The sequence below is a fragment of the Bradyrhizobium agreste genome (genome assembly GCF_016031625.1).
GTDB lineage: Bacteria > Pseudomonadota > Alphaproteobacteria > Rhizobiales > Xanthobacteraceae > Bradyrhizobium > Bradyrhizobium agreste.
In genome coordinates this window covers 157,264-178,768 of sequence record NZ_JACCHP010000017.1, presented here as the reverse complement: position 1 = coordinate 178,768, position 21,505 = coordinate 157,264, and the positions used below count along the sequence as shown (strand labels likewise).

The window sequence follows — 21,505 nt, the reverse complement described above, 5'->3', positions numbered from 1 at the left end:
GGGCGGTCACTCCGCCGCAAGCGGCTTTGTCGCCTCCGCCTTGAGCTCGGCCCGGGTCTTGGGCTTAGCCTTAATCTTCAGCTCCTCAAGGTCCTGCCGGTCGCGCACGCTGTTGCGGAAAATTTGGTCCTTGCCAGGCAGATATTGCGGGGGACAGAAGGCGTCGTTTGCCCCGTACCAGGCCGCGGCTTTCATGGTGAAGAAGGGATCGACCAGATGGGGACGGCCGAGGGCGACGAGATCGGCCCGACCGGCGGCCAGAATGGTGTTGGCCTGGTCGGCCGTGGTGATGTTGCCGACACACATCGTCGCGACGCGCGCCTCGTTGCGGACCTGGTCGGAGAAGGGCGTCTGGAACATGCGTCCGTAGACCGGCTGCGCATCGCGCACGGTCTGGCCGGTCGAGACATCGACGAGATCGACGCCCGCCTCGGCAAAGGCGCGTGCGATGGCGACGGCATCATCGCCGGTGATGCCTCCGTCAGCCCAATCGGTCGCGGAGATGCGCACCGACATCGGCTTGTGCGACGGCCAGACCGCGCGCAGCGCCTCGAATATCTCGAGCGGGAACCGCAGACGGTTGGCGAGCGAGCCGCCATACTCGTCGGTGCGGGTGTTGGTCAGCGGGGAGATGAAGCTGGCGAGCAGATAGCCGTGGGCGCAGTGCAATTCGAGCATGTCGAAGCCGCAGCGCTCGCCGCGCTCGGCCGCAGCGACGAAAGCGTCCCTCACCGCATTCATGCCGACGCGGTCGAGCTCTCGCGGCACCTGGCTGTCGGGGAAGTAGGGCAGCGGTGATGCCGAAAAGACCTCCCAGCCGCCCTGCTCCAGCGGGCGGTCCATGCCGTCCCACATCAATTTGGTCGCGCCCTTGCGGCCGGCGTGACCCAGTTGCAGGCAGATCTTTGCGGCCGAGTTGCCGTGGACGAAATCCACGATGCGATGCCAGGCGGCCTCCTGCTCGTCGTTCCACAGACCAGCGCAGCCGGGCGTGATCCGGGCCTCTCGGCTGACGCACGTCATCTCGGTGAAGATCAGGCCTGCGCCGCCGATCGCGCGCGAGCCGTAATGCACCAGGTGGAAGTCTGTCGGCACACCTTCTTTCGCCGAATACATGCACATCGGCGACATCACCGCGCGATTGGCGAGCTTCATCTCACGGAGGCGGAACGGCTGGAACAACGGCACGATCGGCCGCTCGGTGTCGACATCGAAGCCGCTGCTGCGCACCTGCCTCGCAAACGACTTGTCGACCTCCGCCACGAAATCCGGTGCGCGGAGCTTCAGATTATCATAGGTGATCGCCTTCGAGCGCGTCATCACCCCGAAGGCGAACTGCACGGGATCGAAATCCCAGAAGCGGTTGACATGCTCGAACCAGACCAGCGAAACGTCGGCGGCATGCTGCGTCTTCTCGACCTCCTCGCGACGGCCGTGCTCATAGATCTCGAGCGCGGCCTTGATGCTGGGCGCCTTCTCCATGGCGTCGGCCAGCGCGATGGCGTCTTCCATCGCGAGCTTGGTGCCCGAGCCAATGGAGAAATGTGCGCTCGCCTTGGCGTCGCCGAGCAGTACCATGTTATCCTTGACCCAGCGCTTGCTGCGGATCATCGGGAAGTTGCGCCACATCGAGCGGTTCGTCAGCAGCTTGTGCCCATTAAGGAACCAGCCGAAGATGTCGGCCATCCGCGCGGCGGACTGCGCCTCGTCGAGACCCGTCAGCCCCGCGCGCTTGAACGTTTCAGGATCGGTCTCGAATATCCAGGTCGAGTGCCCGGCCTCGTACTGATAGGCATGGGCGATGAATGGCCCCCACTCCGTTTCCTGGAAGATGAAGGTGAAGGCGTCGAGCGGCCTGGTCGAGCCCATCCAGGCGAACTTGTTGGCGCGCAGGTCGACCTCCGGCTGGAAATGATCGACGTATTTCTCGCGGAAACGGCTGTTGATGCCGTCGGCGAGCAGGATAAGATCGGCATCGGCGAAGCCGGATTCGTCGTCGATATCGACCTCGAAGCGCAAGGCGACACCCAGCTCGCGTGCACGCTCCTGGAGGATCAGAAGCAGCTTCTGCCGCGAACAGCCGCAGAAACCGTTGCCGCCGACGCGGTGCACAGTGCCGCGGAAGTGCACCGCGATGTCGTCCCAGTAGGCGAACTCCTGGGTGATGCGGCGATAGCTCGGAAGATCGTGCTTCTCGAAATTGTCGAGGGTCGCATCCGAGAACACCACGCCGAAGCCGAAGGTGTCGTCGGCCCGATTGCGCTCATAGACCGTGATGTCCGCGCCCGGACGCTGCTTCTTGAGCAGGATCGCAGCATAGAGACCCGCAGGTCCGCCACCGATGATCGCGACTTTCATGGGAGCCTCGTCACTTCACCCGGCCATGAAACTATTTTAAGCCTAAAATAATTTCCCGCAAGTCCCCCTCGCTGGATTGGCTCCAGATAATTGCAACCGGCTCAATCGCCCCTGAAGACCGGTTTGACCTTGTTGGCGAAAGCCTCGAAGGCGCGCTCGAAATCCGCCGTGGTCATGCACAGCGCTTGCGCCACGGCCTCCGCTTCGATCGCCTCCTCCACCGACATCGCCCATTCCATGGCCAGCATCCGCTTGGTCATGGTGTTGGCGAAGGTCGGGCCTTCCGCGACCTGCCTAGCCAGAACCTGCGCCTGAGGCAGCACCTGCTCCGGCGTGACGATGCGGCTGAAGAAGCCCCAGCGCTCGCCCTCCTCCGCGGTCATGAACCGGCCGGTGTAGAGCAGCTCGGAGGCGCGGGACTGCCCGATGATCCGCGGCAGAATCGCGCAAGCACCCATGTCGCAGCCGGCCAGCCCCACCTTGTTGAACAGGAACGCCACCTTGGCTCCGCTCGCCGCAAGGCGCATGTCCGATGCCATGGCGATAATCGCTCCGGCCCCGGCACAGATACCTTCGACCGCGGCCACGATCGGCTGCGGACAGGCCCGCATCGCCTTGACCAGGTCGCCGGTCATGCGCGTGAAGGCGGTCAGACCCTTGGTGTCCATCTTCACCAGCGGGCCGATGATCTCGAACACGTCGCCGCCGGACGAGAAATTGCCGCCGGCACCGGTGACGACGATCGACTTGACCGCGTCGTCGAAGGCGCAGGCACGGAAGAAATCGGTCAGTTCCCGATAGCTCTCGAACGTCAGCGGATTCTTTCGTTCGGGGCGATTGAGCGTGACCGTGGCAACGCCGTCGACCACGGCCAGCAGGAAGTGCTGCGGCGAGTAATCCGCAACCGGCACCGTGACGGGATTTGCTGGTCTGCTCATGGGATCTCCTTGGCTTTCTTGTTCCGTGCCTGCCAGACAGGCTAGACTTCGCCACCGGCCACCGCGATCGCCTGTCCGGTGATCGCGCTCGCGCCCTCCCCGCACAGCCAGAGAACCGCGTCTGCGACCTCCTGAGGCGTGACCAGGCGTCCTTGCGGATTGTGCTTCGCGAGCTCGGCAATCGCCTGCTCGCGGGTTCGGCCCGTCTTCTTCATGATGTTGTCGATGCTCCCAGCGACGAGGTCGGTGTCGGTGAAACCGGGGCACACCGCATTCACGGTGACGTTGCTTCCGGCCATCTCGAGGGCGAGCGAACGCACCAGGCCGATGACGGCGTGCTTGGCCGCTGCATACGCGCTGACATAGGCATAGCCCTTGAGCCCTGCGGTGGACGCCACCGCGACGATGCGGCCGTAGGGACGATCCTTCATGCCCGGCAGCACGGCCTGGACGGCATGCACGACGCCCATAAAATTGACATCCATCATCCGGCTGAAGAGCGCGCTGTCCGATTTCGCGAACGGAGCCGATTCAGCGCTGCCCGCGTTGGCAATCAGAATGTCGATCGGCTTGCGCGCACTTGCCCCGGCGATCGCGGCTTTCAGAGACGCTTCGTTCGAGACATCGGCGACAGCCGCAAAGTGCGCGGCGCCTGCATTGACCGCCTCGTCGAGAACCGCCGCGCTCCGGCCGAGCACGGTTACGGTCGCGCCGGCGCCGACGAGAGCCGACGCGATAGCGCGGCCGATGCCCCGTCCGCCACCGGTGACCAGCGCGTGCGGCGAATGCGGCAATCCGGACATGCGCTGGCTCCCTCGGATCTCGTGATCGTACTTCCGATATATTTTAACCTTCAAGTTTTTGCAACGAAAGCGGCGCTCGGCCGGCGAGTGCGTCGCATCGGAGGCGGCCCGAAAATTGCTTTAAGTATAAAATTATCGCTTTCCATCCCCCACAGGCCTGTTAGCATCGATGGGGCCGAGCAGAAGGATGTCGCGTGTCGCAGCCTGTGCCAATGCTAACGACGGACGGACGTTTCGCCTACGAAGCCGCGGGCGATCCGGGCGCGATACCGCTGATCTTCCTGCACGGCATCGGCGGCGCGGCGCGGGCCTGGCGGCGGCAGCTTGCCACATTCGGGGACCGTTTCCGCGCGATCGCATGGGACATGCCCGGTTATGGCGGATCGGCGCCGCTTGCGAGCGTCAGTATCGATGCCCTGGCGGAGGCGCTGCAGCAATTCATCGCGCAACTCGGCGTCAGCAGGCCAGTTCTGATCGGCCATTCCATCGGCGGCATGATCGTTCAGAAGTGGCTGGTTCAGTTCCCCAAATTGGCACGCGCGGTCGTGCTGGCGCAGACCAGCCCTGCCTTCGGGAAGGCGGACGGCGACTGGCAGAAATCGTTCATCGCGGCAAGGCTCGGGCCGCTCGATCGTGGGGAGACGATGAGGTCGCTGGCCCCCTCCCTGGTGAAGGAGCTCGTCGGCGACGATCCCGATCCGAACGGGATGGAGATTGCCCGCGAATGCATGGGGAGCGTGCCCGAGGCCAGCTATCGCGCCATGATGCTGGCTCTCATCGGCTTCGATCAGCGCAGCACGCTTGGCACTATTTCCGTCCCGACGCTGCTGCTGTCCGGCTTAAAGGACAACAACGCGCCCGCGGCGATGATGGCCAAGACGGCGACCTTTATTCCAGGGGCTGAATATGTCGAACTGCCTTGCGTCGGCCATCTCGCCAATCTCGAACGTCCCGAGGCCTTCGACGAAGCTCTCGGGCGGTTTCTGAACTCTCTCGCGACGAAAGCGTAAGGTGACAGCGCGATGACCATGCAAGTCAGCAAGACGATTGGCACGACCAATAAGGTCGCGCTGGATGCGCCGATCTTCGACCCTGTCGCATTCCGCTTGAGGGAGGAGCAGGCCGATATCGTCACGCGCGCTCGCGAAATCGGCCAGAGCGTATTCGCGGCGCGCGCCGCGGCCTATGATCGCGAGGCGACGTTCCCGACCGAGAATTATCGTGACCTTCATCGCGTCGGTCTGCTCGGTATCGCCGTGCCAAAGAAGCACGGCGGCCTCGGTGCGAATTACCAGACCTATGCACTCGCGGCAGCCGAGATCGGCCGCTATTGTGGCGCGACCGCGCTGACCTGGAACATGCATGTCTGCTCGACGCTGTGGTCAGGTCCCCTCGCCGACGATCTGGACATGGATGGGCAGACGCGCGCCGAGCACGAGCAGCGGCGCGCGATCCATTACAAGCGCATCGTCGAGGACGGCGCGATCTATTCGCAGCCCTTCTCCGAAGGCGGAGCTGCCGCTGCCGGCGGCGTTGCTTTCGGCACGGAAGCAAGACCGGTCAAAGGCGGCTGGATCGTCAACGGCAAGAAGATCTTTGCCTCGCTCTCAGGCCACGCCGACTATTATGGCGTGCTTTGCACCGAGATCGAGCAAGGCGAGAAGGCGTCGCGCCGCAATACGCTTTACCTGGCGATATCGGCCAAATCAGAAGGCGTCTCGGTCGTCGGCGACTGGGATCCGCTCGGCATGCGCGGCACGGTCTCACGGACGCTACTGTTCAAGGACGTGTTCGTTCCGGAAGATTCGGCGCTGATGCCGCGCGGCGTCTATTTCCAGGCCGCGATGCGCTGGCCCCACATGTTCCTGACGCTGTCGCCGACCTATATGGGCCTGGCGCAAGCCGCCTACGATTTCACCGTGCGTTACTTGCGCGGCGAAGTCTCGGGCATGCCGCCGGTCAAGCGCCGCATGTACCCGACCAAGCAGATCGCGGTGGCGCAGATGCAGATCAAGCTGGAGCAGATCAAGGCAATCTGGTTCCAGGCCGTGACCGAGGCGCGCGCCAATCCGAGCAAGGAGCAGGTGCTGCGCGCCTATGCCGCGCAATATTCGGTGATGGAGGGCGCCAATGAGCTCGCCGCGCTCGCGATCCGCACCTGCGGCGGCCAGGCCATGCTTCGCTCGCTGCCGCTGGAGCGGATCTATCGGGACAGCCGCTGCGGTTCGCTAATGCTGCCCTGGACCGCCGAGCTCTGCCTCGACCGGATCGGCCGCGAAGCGCTTTACGAGGCCGGTGAAACGGACGACTGACCGTGGACCTCTGTAGCCTGATCGACCGCAACGCGGCGTTCGCGCCAGACAAGACGGCCATTGCCTTCGAAGGCAGGCGGCTGAGTTACGCGGCATTCGCCGCACGGATCGAACGGACCGCGACAGCCTTGAAGCGGGAGCTCGGCGTCGGCCGTGGCGACCGTGTCGCGATTCTAAGCCTGAACCGGCCGGATTATCTGGTTGTGCTCTACGCCTGTGCGCGGCTCGGCGCGATGCTGGTGCCGCTGAACTGGCGACTGGCCGTCGCCGAGCAGCTTTTCATTCTCAGCGATGCCGGTGCCAAGGTCCTGTTGCTGGAGCAGGCGTTTTCCGGAGTGCTTGCCGAGCTTGGGCACACCGCGGCTGGGACATCCGTTGTCGGCCTCGACTTCACGCCGCCTCGCGGCACGACGTTCGAAGACTTGCTGGCCCGCGGTGACGGCACGAGCCGAAATCCGCACACCGACCTCTCCTGCCCGCTGCTCATCGTCTACACGTCAGGCACGACGGGAAGGCCCAAGGGCGCGGTGCTGCGCCAGGAGGCGCTGTTCTGGAACGGCGTCATGAGCCAGCACATGCACAACATGACGTCTGACGACCACGTGCTGACCGTGCTGCCGTTCTTCCACGTCGGGGGTCTCAACATCCAGACCACGCCCGCGCTCCAATTGGGCGCGACGGTCACGGTGCACGCGCGCTTCACGCCGGACGCCGCGCTTGCAGCCATCGAAGGGGAACGGCCGACACTCACGGTGATGGTTCCTGCGATCCTTCAGGCGGTGAGCGAGCATCCTGCCTGGGCGACCGCCGATCTTTCCTCACTCAGGGCCGTTGCCACCGGCTCGACCATCGTGCCACCGCACCTGATCGAGCGCTTCGTTGCGCGCGATGTCCCGGTGCTTCAGGTCTATGGCTCGACCGAAACCTGCCCGATCGCCGTCTACACGCGGCTTGGCGGCGATCTCTCGCGCTCAGGGTCGACCGGCCTTGCCGGCCTGTGCTGCGAAGCAAAGGTGATCGATCAGGCCGGCGACGAACTGCCCGCGAGCACGCCGGGCGAGATCGCCGTGCGCGGCCCCAACGTGTTCTTCGAATATTGGGGCAACGAGGCCGCAACGCGCGAGGCGCTGCACGACGGCTGGTATCGCACCGGCGATATCGGCCTGTGCGACGCCGACGGCTATTTCTGGGTCCGCGACCGCAAGAAGAACATGATCATTTCAGGCGGAGAAAACGTCTACCCGGCCGAGGTCGAGCGCGTCCTGCTCGAACACCCCGACGTCAGCGAATGCGCCGTGATCGGCCGGCCTGACCCGCGCTGGGACGAGGTGCCGATCGCCTATGTCATTGCGAGATCCGGCTGCAGGCTCGAGGCTGACGAATTGAAGGCGCATCTTCAGGCGCAACTCGCGCGCTACAAGGTTCCGCGCGAGATCGTCTTCGTCACCGACCTGCCTCGCACGGCGCTTGGCAAGGTCCAGCATTTCCTGCTGAAGCAGCTTGATGCGCAGTCGCGCGCGCAAGGAGAAGCGTCTTGAAGATCGCGGTGCTGGGTGGGGGAAACGGCTCTTTCGCGGCGGCCGGCGATTTTGCGCTGTCGGGCCATGAGGTGCGGCTCTGGCGCCGCGATGCCGATCAGGTCGCGGCGCATCGCGCTGCCGGCTCGCGCATCCTGGTCAAGGATCACAACGGCCGTCATGACGCGAAGCTGGCGCTAGTCACGACCGACATGGCGGACGCCGTCGATGGCACGGAGCTGATCCTGTGCCCGGCTCCTGCCTTCGCGCAAGCGGACATCGCTCGCCAGCTCGCGCCGCATCTGCGCGACGGTCAGGTCGTCTTTCTGCCGCCAGCGACGTTTGGCTCGATGATCTTCGCCCAAGCGGCCCGAGATGCCGGCAACCATGCCAAAGCAAGCTTTGTCGAAACGGGCACGCTTCCGTGGCTGACCCGCAAGCACGGAGCGTTCGAGGTCGCGATCACCATCCGCGCCAAGCGACTGCCGGTCGGCGTGTTCCCGCTCGACCAGGCGCCCCACGCGCTCGGAATGATCGGACGCGCTTTCCCGGACGTGATCGAGGCATGCGGAGACGCGCTGTCGGGCGCACTGATGAACGCGGGCCCGATCATTCATCCACCGTTGATCGTGATGAACGCAGGGCCGATCGAACATTTCGAGCGCTGGGACATTCACAAGGAAGGCACGCAAGCCGCGATCCGCCGCGTCACTGACGCGCTCGACGCAGAACGCATCGCGGTGCGCGAGGCACTCGGCTACGGCGCGCCGCATTTCCCGCTCGCTCACCATTATGCGAGAGAGGGCGAGATCTGGATGTATGGCCGCGGCTCGCACGACCGTCTGACCGATTCCGGTGACTGGCGCGAGCGGATCGTGCTGACCGAGCACCGCTACATGCGCGAGGATCTGCGACTCGGGCTGTCGCTGCTGGTGTCCGTCGCCGGCCTGGCTGGCGTGGACACACCGCTGGCCAAAGCATTCCTGTCGATCGGCGGCGCCGTCTGCGGCGAAGATTTTGCGCGAGGTGGCCGAACGCTCCAGACGCTGGGACTCGGCGATCTCAGCAAGGCTGAATTGCAGACGCTGCTTCGCGATGGATTCTGATCAATGACCAGTCGCGCCAACATTGCCTGTCTCGGGGCCGGACGCATGGGGCGCGGTATCGCCGTCGCGTTCGCCTACGCCGGGCACAAGGTCACGATGATCGACGTCAAGGCTCGGTCCGCGACAGACTTCGCCAAGCTGGAGGCGGACGCACTCGGCGAAGTCAGTAAGACCTTCGCCAGCCTGTCCAAGCTGGGTCTACTCAGCGACGCGGATGTCGATCCGCTGATCGCGCGGGTCTCGGTGGTGCCGGCGAGCCGGAGCGGCGCAGCGTTGGCCGAAGCAGGAATGGTCTTCGAAGGCGTTCCTGAAGTCGTCGAGCTCAAGCGCGAGGTGCTGGGGGCGGCGTCAAAGCAGGTCCGCCCTGACACGATCATCGCGTCGACGACCTCGACCATCCTCGTCGACGATCTCTCGGGCGAGATCGTGAACCCGCGCCGCTTTCTCAATGTGCATTGGCTCAACCCGGCCTATCTGATCCCGCTGGTCGAGGTTTCGCCCGGCAAGACGACGGACCCGGTCGTCATCGACGAGGTCAAGACGCTGCTCGAAGGCATCGGGAAGGTGCCGGTGGTCTGCGCCGCCACACCGGGTTTCATCGTTCCGCGCATCCAGGCGCTGGCAATGAACGAGGCCGCGCGTATGGTCGAGGAAGGCGTCGCCAGCGCCGAAGAGATCGACAAGGCGATTCGCTACGGCTTCGGCTTGCGCTATGCCGTGCTTGGGCTGCTCGAGTTCATCGATTGGGGCGGCGGCGATGTCCTGTACTACGCCAGCCGTTACCTCGAAGGCGCGCTCGGCAGCGACCGCTATCGCGCGCCGGAGGTCATTTCCCGCAACATGCATGAAGGCCGGATCGGCCTGCGCACGGGCGCCGGCTTCCTCGACTATTCCGGCCTCGACGTCGACGCCTATCGCGCGAAACGGCTCCAGGCGATGGTCGACCTGCTCCGGCACTTCGGACTGGCGCGCCCCCCGGTGCTCGACCGCAGCTAGCCAAAGACGTCCTGGAGCACACCCTCCCGGACCACCGCAACGCCGTCGAGCTCGATCGTCGTTCCCATCATTGGCAGGTCGAAATGCCCCGCCGTATAGCGCCCTGCGAATTCATTTGCGCCGGTCGAGAACAGGAAGTTGCCGGAGACGGCCCGAATTTCGGTGCCGTTGGTGTCGCGCTGGTCGTACATGGATAGCGCCTCATAGCGCGCACCGGGATTCATGCCAAAGCCGACATGCGACACGGCATAGGCTTCGCGATCACCCCAGGCGGCGAGATAAGCGCGCATCATCGCGGCATCCGTGCCCTCGCCTTCGAGCTCGACGACATAATCGTCCTTCAGCGCCATCTTCACCGGCGACGTCAGATAGCGTTTGAAGGTGAGGTTGATGTCGCCCGGCGCCATCACCAGCGTGCCGTTGATGGTCCCGCTCTTGGGGAAACTGACGACGATTCCACCGGGCCAATGCGCGAGCGTGCCGGGCTTGTCGGTCCAGCCCCACACACCGACCGTGGAGGCCCCGACCATGTCGACGTCGAGAGCCGTGCCGGCCTTCGAGGTCACCCGCATCCGCTTGGTCGCGCGCAACATCTTGGCCGCGGCACGAACGCGCTTCTCGAGCGCGGAATCCGGCACCATGCGCTCCAGCGCTTCGGGATGCTCGTTGGAGATCACCAGGATCCGCGCGCCGGCTTTGAGGATCTCCGGCGTCTCGACCGCATGCATCAGTCCTTCGATGGTGCAATCCACCACGAAGCCGGCCTGCTGAAGCGCCGTGATGACTGGACCAAGCTTTTGGATCGCCTCGCTCGCCCCGGTTGAGCGGACCGGAACGACATGCCGGTTACGCGGTGTCGGCATCACCACATGAAACGGCCGCGCCCCCATCCGCAGCAGGGCCAGCTCCGCGAGATGCACGTTCAGCGCGCGCGACTGGGTTTCCGAGAGGATCGCCGCGGTATCGCCGGCCTTGACCGCGCATCGCTCAAAGATCTCGCAGAATGCGTCGATCCATTTTGCTTCGATGCGATCAGCCAGCATGGCTCACTCCCGGTCTTATGGATTCTTGTTTGTTACGCTTCGGGAAAGCCCCGGAGCAAGTACGAGCGTACGACTCCCAGCAGCCCATTCAGGACCAAGCCCAGCAGCGAGATCGTGATCAGCGGCACGAACATGTCAACGGCCTGGAAGGTTCGAGCCGCCGTCACGAGCGCGTGCCCCAATCCGTCCGTCGACGTTATCATTTCGGCCAGGAACACCACGATGCAGGAAATGACAAGGCCGATCCGGCATCCGGTCAAGATCGATGGCATCGCCGCCGCCAGCACCACCTTGAAGAGGATTTCGTAGCGTGGCGTTCCCGCTGCCATGGCCGACCAGATCAGCTTCTGCTCGACGGTCGACGCACCGTAATAGGTCGACAGCAGGATCGGGAAAAGAGCATCGGCAGCCACCAACGTAATCTTCGATCCATGGCCAAATCCGAGCAGCAGCAGCAAGGCCGGATAGAGCGCGACCTTGGGCAAAGGCGCCAAGACGCGCACGATCGGCCGAACCACGGCGTTGATCGCCGGATTGGCAGCGGCGGCGATGCCGATGCTGACACCGAGCACGACAGCAATCGCGAAGCCGGCAAACAGCCTGATCAGGGTCGCCGCGATCTCGTGCTGGAACGTCGAAGTCACGAGCTGCTGGAGCAGCCGGCTGAAGACGAATCCCGGCGGCGGCAGCAGAACTGCGGGCGCGAAGCCCAAAGACACCAAGCCTTGCCACAAGGCGACCACCAGGATGATCGGCGCAATCCCGAGGACGACGTTTGGTGAGAGAAACCGCGACATCATGAGAAGCTCAGCGGCATGTCGAACTGCGGCTCGGACCAGCGCACGAGCCTGGCACGAACCCTTTCGAAAATCGCGTCGAGGCAGATTCCCATCGCCCCCACGATGATGATCATCGCAAAGACGGTGTCGTATTGGCCCATGTCGAGCGCATTGAACAGAATGTTCCCGGCACCGGACTGACGGGCAATCATCTCGCTCGTGATCATCGTGATCAGCGCCAACACCAATCCCGTACGGCACCCCGTCAAAATCTCCGGCAGCGCCGCCGGCAGCACGATGCGTACCAGACGTTGCACCGGCAAGAGCCCCATCGCAGCACCGGACCACAGCATCTTCTCTTCGACCGCCTTGGCGCCTTCGAAGCTGTGATAAATCACGGGCAGGCTGACGCCAAGAAAGATCACAAGCGTCTTCGCGATGTCGCCGACGCCCAACCACAGCATGATGATCGGCATCAAGGCCGCCTTCGGCACCGGATAGATCACCATCAGGAGCGGATTGAAGAAGGCCGCAATCGCGGCGCTACGCCCCATCAAGAGGCCAAGCGGTATCGACACGAGCACGGCCGCACCAAATCCCATCGCCATGCGCCGGAGCGAGGCCAGAATATTGACCAGGGATTCCTTGTCGCCAAGGATGTCCGGAATCGCCGTGATCGCTCCCATCGCAGTCGGGAAGCTGTCATTCTTCAGCGCCAGTGATGCGACCTGCCACACCACCAGCAATCCGATGCAAGCGAGCACCGGGGCAGCGCGCTTGGTCATGCCGGCTGGCGACATCATGCGGGCACCCCGCCCTCGTCGCTCTCGTCGAACATGCGCTCGATATCGACGACGTACTTCTGGTAGCGCGGGTCGAGCAACAGCTCGTTGCGGCGGCGCGGCCGCGGCAGGTCGATGTCGATGACCTGCCGGATTCGGCCGGGCGATTTCGACATCATGACGACCTTGTCCGAGAGGAAGACGGCTTCATCGACCGAATGGGTGACGAACAGCACCGTCTTGCGGTCACGCTCCCAGATGTTCAGAAGATCGTTCTGCAGGCGCGTCCTTGTATGAGCGTCGAGCGCCCCGAACGGCTCGTCCATCAGCAGCACTTCGGGATGGTAGGCAAGGGTCCGCGCCAGCGCCACGCGCTGCTTCATGCCGCCCGACAACTCCTTAGGATAGAAGTTCTCGTAGCCCTTGAGGCCAACCATGTCGATCAAGGCCCGGCTCTGCGCTTCGGCCTCGGCGGCGCGAATCCCTTGCTGACGCGGCCCATACATCACGTTACCGAGCACGGTCTTCCAGGGAAACAGCGCAAACTCCTGGAAAACCGGTCCGCGATCCGGACCGGGGCCCTTGATCGCCTGTCCCTTCACCTTCGCCGCGCCGCTGGTTGGACTGACGAAGCCGCCGACGATGTAGAGCAGTGTCGACTTGCCGCAGCCGGACGGGCCAAGGATGGAGACGAAAGCTCTCTCCTCGATCCTCAGCGAGATATCCGACAGCGCAACATGATCTTTGCGTGCCGAGGTCTGAAAGACCTGCGAGACGCGGTCGATCTCGATGATTGCGGAAGCCGGGTCTTGTTGCGTCACCGGTCTCACCCATTCGCTCGATCTCGCGGATACTACCGTCATCCCGTCTTCCGTCCCACTCGCACGAAGATTCAGCGGCACGAGCCTAGCAAGAAGTCTGCCAGACAAGCTTTCATTTTCGCACCCGTGCGGTGCGTCATTCGAACCACGGCCATTCTGCCGGGCCTTCATGCGTCACGGCTCCGCCCGGCGCCTGCCCCACCAGCCGCGCATATTTTGCCAGCGCACCTGCACGGTGGCGTGGCGGGCGCGGCTTCCATTCGCGTCGCCGCGCGGCGAGCTCCTGTTCCTCGAGCAGGACATCCATCCGCCGATTTGCGGCATCAATCCGGATCCTGTCACCATTCCGGACCAGCGCCAGCGGACCGCCAACAAATGCCTCGGGGGACACGTAGCCGATGCACATCCCGCGGGTCGCGCCGGAGAACCGGCCATCGGTGATCAGCGCCACTTTTTCACCCATGCCCTGCCCATAGATCAGCGCGGTGACGCCGAGCATCTCACGCATGCCGGGTCCGCCGACCGGCCCCTCATTGCGGATCACGAGAACCTCGCCCGCCTTGTAGTTGCGGTCACGAACAGCTGCGACGCAGGCTTCTTCATCCTCGAAAACACGCGCCACGCCTTCGAAGAACTGGCTCTTCAAGCCCGCGACCTTGATCACCGCCCCATCGGGACAGAGGTTACCCTTCAGCACCGCGACGCCGCCGTCTGGCATGATTGGCGCGCGAGCCGTGTACACGACCTCTCCGTCGGGCGCGTTGGCCGCCCTGTACTCTTCGGCAAGTGTGCGGCCGGTGATCGACAAGCAGCTGCCATCGATATGACCGCTCTGGATCAGCTCGCGAATGATGACCGCAGCGCCGCCGACATCGTAGACATCCTTCGCCGTATACTTACCCCCGGGGCGCAAATTGCCGATCAACGGCGTCCTGGCAAAGACCTCACCCACATCATCGATGCTGAATGCAATCCCGGCCTCATTCGCGATCGCCGGCAGGTGCAGCGCGGCGTTGGTCGAGCCGCCCGTCGCTGCCACGATCGCCGCTCCGTTCTCTAGTGATTTCCGCGTCACGATGTCGCGCGGTAGCGGCCCGCCGCGGTCCAGCATCTCCATGATCAGACGTCCGGCGCGTCGGGAGATCTGCGCCCGCTCGGAATAGACGCCGGGCACCATCGAGACGTTGGGAATGGTCAGCCCCATCGCCTCCGAAACCATTCCCATGGTGTTGGCGGTGAACTGGCCGGCGCAGGCACCGATCGTCGGCAAACACGCGCGCTCGATCCGCTCGAGCGTGGCGCCGTCGATCTCGCCAGTCATGAAGCCGCCGACAGCCTCATAGGAATCGAGCACCGTCAGCGTACGTCCATCCACGCGGCCCGGCAGCGAGCTGCCGCCATAGATGAAGATGGAGGGCACGTTGCAGCGGACCATCCCCATCATCACGCCAGGGAGGGTCTTGTCGCAGCCGCCGTATCCGATCAGCGCATCGTAGGCCAGCCCATGGACCACGGCTTCGATCGAATCGGCGATCAGCTCCCGCGAGAACAGGGAGAACTTCATCCCCTCATGATTCATGCTGATGCCGTCGGACACCGAAATAGTCGCGAACTCACGCGGTGTACCGCCGGCCTCCTCGATGCCGGTCTTGGCTGCAGCCACCTGGAAGTCGTGGGTCATGTTGCAGGGCGTCTGCTCGCCCTTCATGCTCACGATGCCCACCATCGGCTTCGCAATCGCGGTGTCGTCGAGCCCCATGGCGCGCATGAATGCACGATGCGGCGCTCGGTCGAGCCCGTCCGTTGTGACCCGTGATCGCAACTTCTTCATCTATGCATCTTCTTCATGCAGCGTCCCGGATGATCCGGAACGCCAGGATGTTACGTTCGGTAGTTCGACCCGCTTCTATTGCAGCGGCGCGACGATCGAGGGATGCTTGAACTGTGCGACATCCAGCTTCGGAAGCATTCCGGTCTCCGCATAGATGTCCAGCATCTTCTGGATCGCCGGGAAGTTCGGCGCTGCGCCTGGGTCGCGGCCGAAATCATTGTCCTTGAGCAGATAGGTCTCGAGCACCGGGATCGGGGCTTTCAGCACTTCATTGACGACCTTGAGAGTCTCCTCGCGGTTCGCCAGCGCCTTCTTCATCCCCGAGGTGATGTCGCGGACATAGGCCTTGACCAACTCGGGGTTCTTGTCGACGAAATCGGCACGGCAGGCTTCCAGGATGTGCACGATGTTCGGCATGGCCTGGGAGAGCGAGAACAGCTTCCTTGTGCCGCCCTTCGCCTCCGCGCGCGCCGCAAACGGCTGGTTCATGTTGACCGCGTCGACGCGGCCTTGGCGCAGCGCGTCCTCGGACACGGCAAAACCGACCTCGACCAGCTTGATGTCCTTGGCCGGATCGACGCCATTCTGCTTCAAGAGCAGATTGAACGGTCCTTGCGTGCCGCCACCGATCACGGAAATGCCGACCGTCTTGCCCTTGAGATCCGCGATTGTCTTGATGGGTGAGTCATCCTTGACGGCCCAGTAAACCGAGAAGCCGCCGGGCATCTCGAAAACGTGTTGCGCCACGATGTAAGCCTTGAGATTGCCGCCGACGACCCCATTGGAGAGCGAGAGCGGCGCCTGCGTCGCACAGTCCAGTGCACCGGCTGCCAGGGCCTGCGTCATCGGCGCGGTGCCCTGGAATTGGGTCCATTCGATGTTGTAGGTCTTGCCGAGATTGGGAAATTCGGTCGGCCGGCGCATCATCCAGTACTTGGATTCCTCTGCAGGGATGGTCCAGCCGACGCGGATCGTCTGCTGCCCCCATGACGGGCTTGCGCCCGCGCTCACGGCTGCTGCCGCTCCCAAAGCCAGGATCCACTTCGAAACGGTTCGCATCGTGCCACTCCGCTGCTCTGGCGCCGACCGGCGCCCCCAACCCGACCGCCTCAAATGTTTCATGGTTCAAACAATCAGGCAAGCCATGCGAGGCCGGCGGTTTTGCCGGCAGATAGGCATTGTATGGTAAAGCGGCGCGGCGACAGAAGGAGGCAACCTATGGCTGACGACAGCAAGGCAAACCCGCAACGCGTCGAGAAGCTCGGCTATCTCGGCCAGGGACTCATGGGAACGCCCATGACCCGACGCCTGCTGAAGGCCGGCTATTCGGTCGCGGTTTGGAACCGCTCGGAAGGCAAGGTGGCGCCACTCGTCGAAGCCGGCGCCAAGCGTGCGGTCACGCCCCGGGATCTCCTGGCGAGCTCGGATATAGTCTTCATCTGCGTGACGGATGCGGCGGCGGTGGAGGAGGTGATCTTCGGGCCCGAAGGTCTGGCGGCAGCCCCTGGCGCGGGCAAGCTTGTGGTCGATTTCTCGTCAATCCATCCAGACGCGGCGCGCGACCTCGCAAGGCGATTGAAGGACGCGAACGGTGCGGGCTGGATCGATGCGCCGGTGTCCGGGGGCACGAAGGGCGCCGAGGAAGGCACGCTCGCCATCATGGCGGGCGGAGAAGCTGGCGACATCGAGAGGGTGCGGCCCTATGTCCTGGCCATGGCGCGCAGGTTCACGCACATGGGCCCGATCGGCGCCGGCCAGACCACAAAGCTGTGCAACCAGGTGATCGTCGGATGCGCGATGGCCGTGCTCGCGGAAGCAACACGCCTTGCCGTGAACGCCGGAATTGACGCCGATCGATTGCCCGAAGCACTCGCCGGCGGCTTTGCGGATTCCATCCCGCTCCAGCTGTTCGTGCCGCGGATGGTCAAGGGCATTCACACCCCGCCGCTCGGCCACATCGCCACGATGCTCAAGGACCTCGATACGGTCGCCGATGTTGCACAGGCAACCTCGACGCCGGTGCCAATGGCCGCGCTTGCCGGACAGCTATTCAGGCTGGCGAAGGCCGCGCGAGGTGCGGACGCGGACGCGCTGGAGATCTACAAGCTTTCGGCGGCAGAGCGCAAAGCGCTCTAGGGGCGCGTTACGGCCCGTTCTTGCGCTCATCGTCGGCCATGAAGCGACCGAACGTCCCCCGCGCAAAGAGCAGCGGCTCCTTCGCATTGTAGGTGTATGCCTCGACCGCGCCGAGAAAGATCACGTGGTCACCGCCATAATAGCGATTCACGGAGCGGCATTGAAAATTGGCGACGCTCTCGGCGAGCACTGGCGCGTTGCCGAGGCCAGGGTTCCAGTCGACGCCAGCGAACTTGTCGTCCGACGATTTTGCGAATTTGTTCGCAAGCGCCTGTTGCGAAGCGCCGAGAACGTTGACGCTGAAATGGCTGGCGTTCTGGAAGACGGTCAGGCTCGAGGAATAGACGACGAGGCTCCACAGAACCAGCGGGGGATTCAGTGAGACCGAGGCGAAAGAATTACACGTCAGCCCGTACGGCCTGCCGTCAGGCGCTGCCGCCGTGATGATCGTCACACCCGTTGCATAAGTTCCGAGCGCGTTGCGAAAGTCGCGAGGATCGATCTGCGAGCTGTCGCTCGCGAACTCGTTGGCGGGATCCGGAGCGCGAGGCTGCTTCGGCAGGTCATTCATCGACCGACCTCACAGCGTGAGATTCTCGGAGGGCAGGCCGAGGGCCACCCGTCCGTAGTTGGTCCCCGCCGCATCGAAGTTGAATGCGAGATGTGAGTTGATCGCGTGCGCATCGCGGAATTGCCGCTGTAACACGCCGCTCGTGAACAGGCCACGCGCGCCGCTCGCGGCGAACAGCATCGAGACCGCGTCCGTGCACAAGTTCACGGAAAAGGATCCGTCGCGGCGATATCTGGTCTTCGTCGCCATGTCAGGGATATGGCCGCGCCGTGCGTCCTCCATGGCATCGAGACAGACCGACCGCATGATCAGGCGTGCCGCATCGATCTTGGCCGAGGCCTCGGCGATCTTGATCTGCGTGCTTTGAAAATCGCTCAGCTTGGCGCGGTTATAGGTCGAAACGCGATGACGCGCGACTTCCGTGTAATCGTCGAGGCACGCCTGTGCATTCCCCAGCGCGACACCGGAGAGGACGTAAGGAAACAGCGAGAAGACAGGCAGCGCATACAGCGGATTCGGATTGACCGCGCTTCCCGGCGTCGGGCCACCTGAAAGGTCCCCTACGGCGACCGTCATATGATGAGGAACGAAAGCGTCCCTGATCTCCACATCGCAGGATCCCGTCCCGCGCAATCCCGCGACATTCCAGGTGTCCAGCACCTTGTAATCGGCCTCGGGCAGCAGGAAGATCCGATACTCGATGCCGTCCGCCTCATCGTCGGAATAGACCACGCTTGCCAGCATGTTCCATTCGCAGGAGGCAACACCCGAGGAGAACGGCCAGCTGCCGCGCAGCTGGTATCCGCCCTCGACTTTCGTCGCGCGCCCGGCCGGAAAAATGAACGAGGATGCAATCAACGTGTCCGGATTGCGGCCCCAGACCAGATCCTGCGCCCTTGGCTCGAACATTCCCAGCATCCAGTGATGGCTCGCCAGATTGGCGAGATTCCAGGCGACCGACGCATCCGCCTGCCCGAGCAGTTCAGCGCAATCGACGAGAGCGACATAGTCGAGCTCAGCGCCACCAATCCGGGCCGGCTGCAGCATCCGGAACAGGCCGGCGTCGTGGAGATCCCTTTCGGTTTCCGGGGGAAGATGCCGCAGCTCCTCCGTCCGCGCCGCCCGCTCGCGCAGTCGCGGCAGAAGCGCCCGAGCCTTCGCGATCATTGACGCATAGACCTCGCCGCCGGCTTGCAGGCCCGCGGGCTGGGTCATGCTCGGCTCCTGGCCAGGCGCCATTCGTGTCCCTCGCTTTCACACATTTATGCGGCGGGACCTTCGCCAAATCAAGCCGAGCCATTGCCTCAAGTCGACCTCAGAGGCTTGACCGAGCCAAAGGCGCCCTTCTCGACAAAATCGGCGATCCGATCTTCGTCGTAGCCGAGCGTTTCATGGAGGACCTGCTTCGTATGCTCTCCCAAGAGAGGTGCCGCGACAGGATCGATCGTGCCGGTCAGGCTCATCGTAATCGGCGGCTCGATGTTGGGCACCCACTCGGCTGTCGGATGCGGAATCCGGTTCAAGCGATGGCGCTCGCGAGCCTCGGGGGCGTTGAAGCCCTCCTCGACCGTGCGGAGATAGCCGACCGGGATATTGGCCAGCTTCATCTTGGCCATCCAGTTCTCGAGCGTATCGCTGGCGAAGACTTCGGCAATGGCTGCCCGCAGCAGCTCCTTGTTCTCCGAACGGGCTTTGCGCGTCGCAAATCGCGGATCGGTGATGAGATCGGGCCGATTCAGCACCTCGACCACAAGCCGGCGATAGAGCCGGTCGTTGGCGCAGGCCATGTAGAGCGGCCCGTCTGAGGCCTCGTAGACGCCGACGGTGGGAGACCCGCTCGGCGAATTGCCGAACCGGCCGGGGTTTTCGCCGTTGATGAGATAGGCCATGCCGTAGAAGCCCGTCATTCCCATCGCGACGTCGAACAGCGCAACTTCGACATGCTGCCCACGGCCGAGCCGCTCCCGCGCCAGCAGCGCCAGCAGGATGGCATTGCAGGCGGACATCCCCGTCGCCATGTCGACGATGGGCGGGCCGGTGCGAACCGCCGGGCCGTCGGCAAATCCGTTAAGCGACATGAAGCCGCTTTCCGCCTGCGTGATCGGATCGAAGCCGGGCCGCGAGGCAAACGGTCCGGCGCGTCCGTAGGCGGAGATCGAGCAATAGACCAGCCGCGGGTTCAGCGGCGCAACCGACTCATAGTCGAGCCCGAACTTCTTCATGACCCCGCTCGAAAAATTCTCCACGACCACATCCGCCTTGCGGATCAGGTCCAGCGCGATCTCGCGCGCCCCTGGCACGGCAAGATCGAGCGCGATGCCGCGCTTGTTGCGGTTCAGGCTGAGAAAGGCGGCGCTCTCGCCTCCGATCTCCGCGTGCTCGTAGGTACGCGTGTCGTCGCCGCCATCGGGATTCTCGATCTTGATGACGTGCGCACCGTAGTCGGCGAGCGTCTGGGTGCAGGCCGGACCGGCGACCACGCGCGTGAAATCGACCACCAACAGGCCATCGAGCGCGGTCGGTCCTCCCGTCCTTTGCGAGGCACGTACCGGCAATTGAGGTTTGCTGGGCATCGATCGCGCTCTCCCTGACATCGGCTTATGGCCGCCGAATTTCCTGCAAGAGCAAACTTAAAGCCCGGCGCTGCCGTCTTCGCAAGTCCCCGCGCCGGCATCGCTTCAATACGCAAAAAGGACCCGGCAGCCCTCGGGCTGCCGGGTCCTCGGACGTTCCACGCACGTACCGGCCGTTAGATAGATGGCCCATTCCGTGCGGCGGCAAACCTGCTCAGTGCAGCCACTTCCGCCAATAGAGCGTATGCGCCCAAGCCCAAGGGATCTCGGGCTCGAACAGCCGATAGCCCGCCTGAATGAAGTTGTTCGCCGAAACCGGGTTGTCCGTCGTATCGGAGACGATGCTGTCCCATCCGGTACGTCGCCCCTTCGCCTCGATCACACGCATCAATCTGCGCTGAAGGCCGCGTCCCCAATGCCGTTGCAACACGCCAACTCTGGAGAAATAGCCGCCATTTCGAACGTGGGTCGACGGCACGACCCCGGCGAAGGCGACTGCTGCCTCTTCGTGATAAGCCAGCCACCACGCGCCAAGGTCGAACGTGGGCATCGCCGCGGCATCGAAGAACGTCTGTCGATGCAGATCGGCCAGGGTCTCGGCAACGTCCTCATCGGAGGCATCGACGATTCGAATTCTGTACATGAGCGACTCATTGGGCAGCAGATCTGGGGCAGCAGATTATGATCGGGCGCGGAGCGACGTCACCGCCGCCATCAAAGCTCATTTGCCCAGCACGACCTTGACACCAAGCCAGACCGCACCCATCAGGCCAGTGGCAATCACTGTGATCACCGCCTTGAAGGTGTAGCTCTGGGCCTGCTCCACGCTCTTTCGCCACCTCCGCAGGTGTTGAAAGTCGGCTCGCAGCTCGCTCCCGACCCACTGGACGATCCACATCGTGAAGGCATCCGCCGCAGCACCGGCGCCGCCGATGTCGA

19 protein-coding genes are annotated in these 21,505 nt (G+C 63.8%); 6 read left to right on the top strand and 13 right to left on the bottom strand.

Going from position 1 to position 21,505, the window contains the following annotated elements; all coding sequences use genetic code 11:
• Positions 1–6: 6 nt before the first annotated feature.
• The 3 genes from HZZ13_RS24535 to HZZ13_RS24525 all read right to left on the bottom strand — a co-directional run bounded on the left by HZZ13_RS24535 (position 7) and on the right by HZZ13_RS24525 (position 4,099).
• Positions 7–2,358, bottom strand: a complete 2,352-nt coding sequence (locus tag HZZ13_RS24535) for a bifunctional salicylyl-CoA 5-hydroxylase/oxidoreductase (RefSeq protein WP_197962070.1) — start codon at positions 2,356–2,358, stop codon at positions 7–9.
• 101 nt (positions 2,359–2,459) lie between these two features.
• Positions 2,460–3,296: an enoyl-CoA hydratase family protein gene (locus tag HZZ13_RS24530; RefSeq protein ID WP_197962069.1), complete on the bottom strand. Its 837-nt coding sequence runs from the start codon at positions 3,294–3,296 to the stop codon at positions 2,460–2,462.
• A gap of 41 nt (positions 3,297–3,337) precedes the next feature.
• On the bottom strand, positions 3,338–4,099 hold the full coding sequence (locus tag HZZ13_RS24525; protein WP_197962068.1) for an SDR family NAD(P)-dependent oxidoreductase: 762 nt from the start codon (positions 4,097–4,099) through the stop codon (positions 3,338–3,340).
• Positions 4,100–4,311: 212 nt separating this feature from the next.
• On the opposite strand from HZZ13_RS24525, the gene HZZ13_RS24520 reads away from it, so the two are divergent.
• From HZZ13_RS24520 to HZZ13_RS24500, 5 genes are read left to right on the top strand one after another with little or no spacing between them, the layout of a single operon-like run.
• Positions 4,312–5,109: an alpha/beta fold hydrolase gene (locus HZZ13_RS24520; RefSeq protein ID WP_210349455.1), complete on the top strand. Its 798-nt coding sequence runs from the start codon at positions 4,312–4,314 to the stop codon at positions 5,107–5,109.
• Positions 5,110–5,121: 12 nt separating this feature from the next.
• Positions 5,122–6,411: an acyl-CoA dehydrogenase family protein gene (locus tag HZZ13_RS24515; RefSeq protein ID WP_197962066.1), complete on the top strand. Its 1,290-nt coding sequence runs from the start codon at positions 5,122–5,124 to the stop codon at positions 6,409–6,411.
• A gap of 2 nt (positions 6,412–6,413) precedes the next feature.
• Entirely contained in the window at positions 6,414–7,949 is a 1,536-nt protein-coding gene (locus HZZ13_RS24510) for a class I adenylate-forming enzyme family protein (protein WP_197962065.1), read from the top strand.
• Positions 7,946–9,034, top strand: a complete 1,089-nt coding sequence (locus HZZ13_RS24505) for an NAD/NADP-dependent octopine/nopaline dehydrogenase family protein (protein WP_197962064.1) — start codon at positions 7,946–7,948, stop codon at positions 9,032–9,034. The genes HZZ13_RS24510 and HZZ13_RS24505 overlap by 4 nt, the downstream gene beginning before the upstream one ends.
• Before the next feature lie 3 nt (positions 9,035–9,037).
• A complete protein-coding gene (locus tag HZZ13_RS24500) occupies positions 9,038–10,030 on the top strand; it encodes a 3-hydroxybutyryl-CoA dehydrogenase (RefSeq protein ID WP_197962063.1) in 993 nt (330 codons plus the stop codon).
• On the opposite strand, the gene HZZ13_RS24495 is transcribed toward HZZ13_RS24500, so the two are convergent.
• From HZZ13_RS24495 to HZZ13_RS24470, 6 genes are all read right to left on the bottom strand, one after another.
• A complete protein-coding gene (locus tag HZZ13_RS24495) occupies positions 10,027–11,073 on the bottom strand; it encodes a 2,5-dihydroxypyridine 5,6-dioxygenase NicX family protein (RefSeq protein ID WP_197962062.1) in 1,047 nt (348 codons plus the stop codon). The two genes, HZZ13_RS24500 and HZZ13_RS24495, sit on opposite strands and share 4 nt — an antisense overlap.
• Before the next feature lie 32 nt (positions 11,074–11,105).
• Positions 11,106–11,873, bottom strand: a complete 768-nt coding sequence (locus HZZ13_RS24490) for an ABC transporter permease (protein ID WP_197962061.1) — start codon at positions 11,871–11,873, stop codon at positions 11,106–11,108.
• Positions 11,870–12,655: an ABC transporter permease gene (locus HZZ13_RS24485; RefSeq protein WP_197962060.1), complete on the bottom strand. Its 786-nt coding sequence runs from the start codon at positions 12,653–12,655 to the stop codon at positions 11,870–11,872. The genes HZZ13_RS24490 and HZZ13_RS24485 overlap by 4 nt, the downstream gene beginning before the upstream one ends.
• A complete protein-coding gene (locus tag HZZ13_RS24480; protein WP_197962059.1) occupies positions 12,652–13,497 on the bottom strand; it encodes an ABC transporter ATP-binding protein in 846 nt (281 codons plus the stop codon). The genes HZZ13_RS24485 and HZZ13_RS24480 overlap by 4 nt, the downstream gene beginning before the upstream one ends.
• A 94-nt stretch (positions 13,498–13,591) precedes the next feature.
• Entirely contained in the window at positions 13,592–15,286 is a 1,695-nt protein-coding gene (gene ilvD, locus HZZ13_RS24475) for a dihydroxy-acid dehydratase (protein WP_197962058.1), read from the bottom strand.
• Positions 15,287–15,361: 75 nt separating this feature from the next.
• Positions 15,362–16,345 carry an ABC transporter substrate-binding protein gene (locus HZZ13_RS24470; protein WP_197962057.1) on the bottom strand — a complete coding sequence of 328 codons (984 nt, stop codon included), beginning with the start codon at positions 16,343–16,345 and terminating at the stop codon, positions 15,362–15,364.
• Positions 16,346–16,504: 159 nt separating this feature from the next.
• On the opposite strand from HZZ13_RS24470, the gene HZZ13_RS24465 reads away from it, so the two are divergent.
• Complete coding sequence (locus tag HZZ13_RS24465) at positions 16,505–17,422, top strand: NAD(P)-dependent oxidoreductase (protein ID WP_197962056.1); 918 nt, start codon at positions 16,505–16,507, stop codon at positions 17,420–17,422.
• A 7-nt stretch (positions 17,423–17,429) separates the two neighbouring features.
• On the opposite strand, the gene HZZ13_RS24460 is transcribed toward HZZ13_RS24465, so the two are convergent.
• The 4 genes from HZZ13_RS24460 to HZZ13_RS24445 form a co-directional block, all read right to left on the bottom strand.
• Entirely contained in the window at positions 17,430–17,993 is a 564-nt protein-coding gene (locus HZZ13_RS24460; RefSeq protein WP_197962055.1) for a flavin reductase family protein, read from the bottom strand.
• A gap of 9 nt (positions 17,994–18,002) precedes the next feature.
• Positions 18,003–19,208 (bottom strand): acyl-CoA dehydrogenase family protein, encoded by a 1,206-nt coding sequence (locus tag HZZ13_RS24455; RefSeq protein WP_197962054.1) that lies wholly within the window; start codon positions 19,206–19,208, stop codon positions 18,003–18,005.
• Positions 19,209–19,297: 89 nt separating this feature from the next.
• A complete protein-coding gene (locus tag HZZ13_RS24450) occupies positions 19,298–20,566 on the bottom strand; it encodes a CaiB/BaiF CoA transferase family protein (protein WP_197962053.1) in 1,269 nt (422 codons plus the stop codon).
• A gap of 214 nt (positions 20,567–20,780) precedes the next feature.
• Positions 20,781–21,209, bottom strand: a complete 429-nt coding sequence (locus HZZ13_RS24445) for a GNAT family N-acetyltransferase (RefSeq protein ID WP_197962052.1) — start codon at positions 21,207–21,209, stop codon at positions 20,781–20,783.
• Positions 21,210–21,505: the final 296 nt, after the last annotated feature.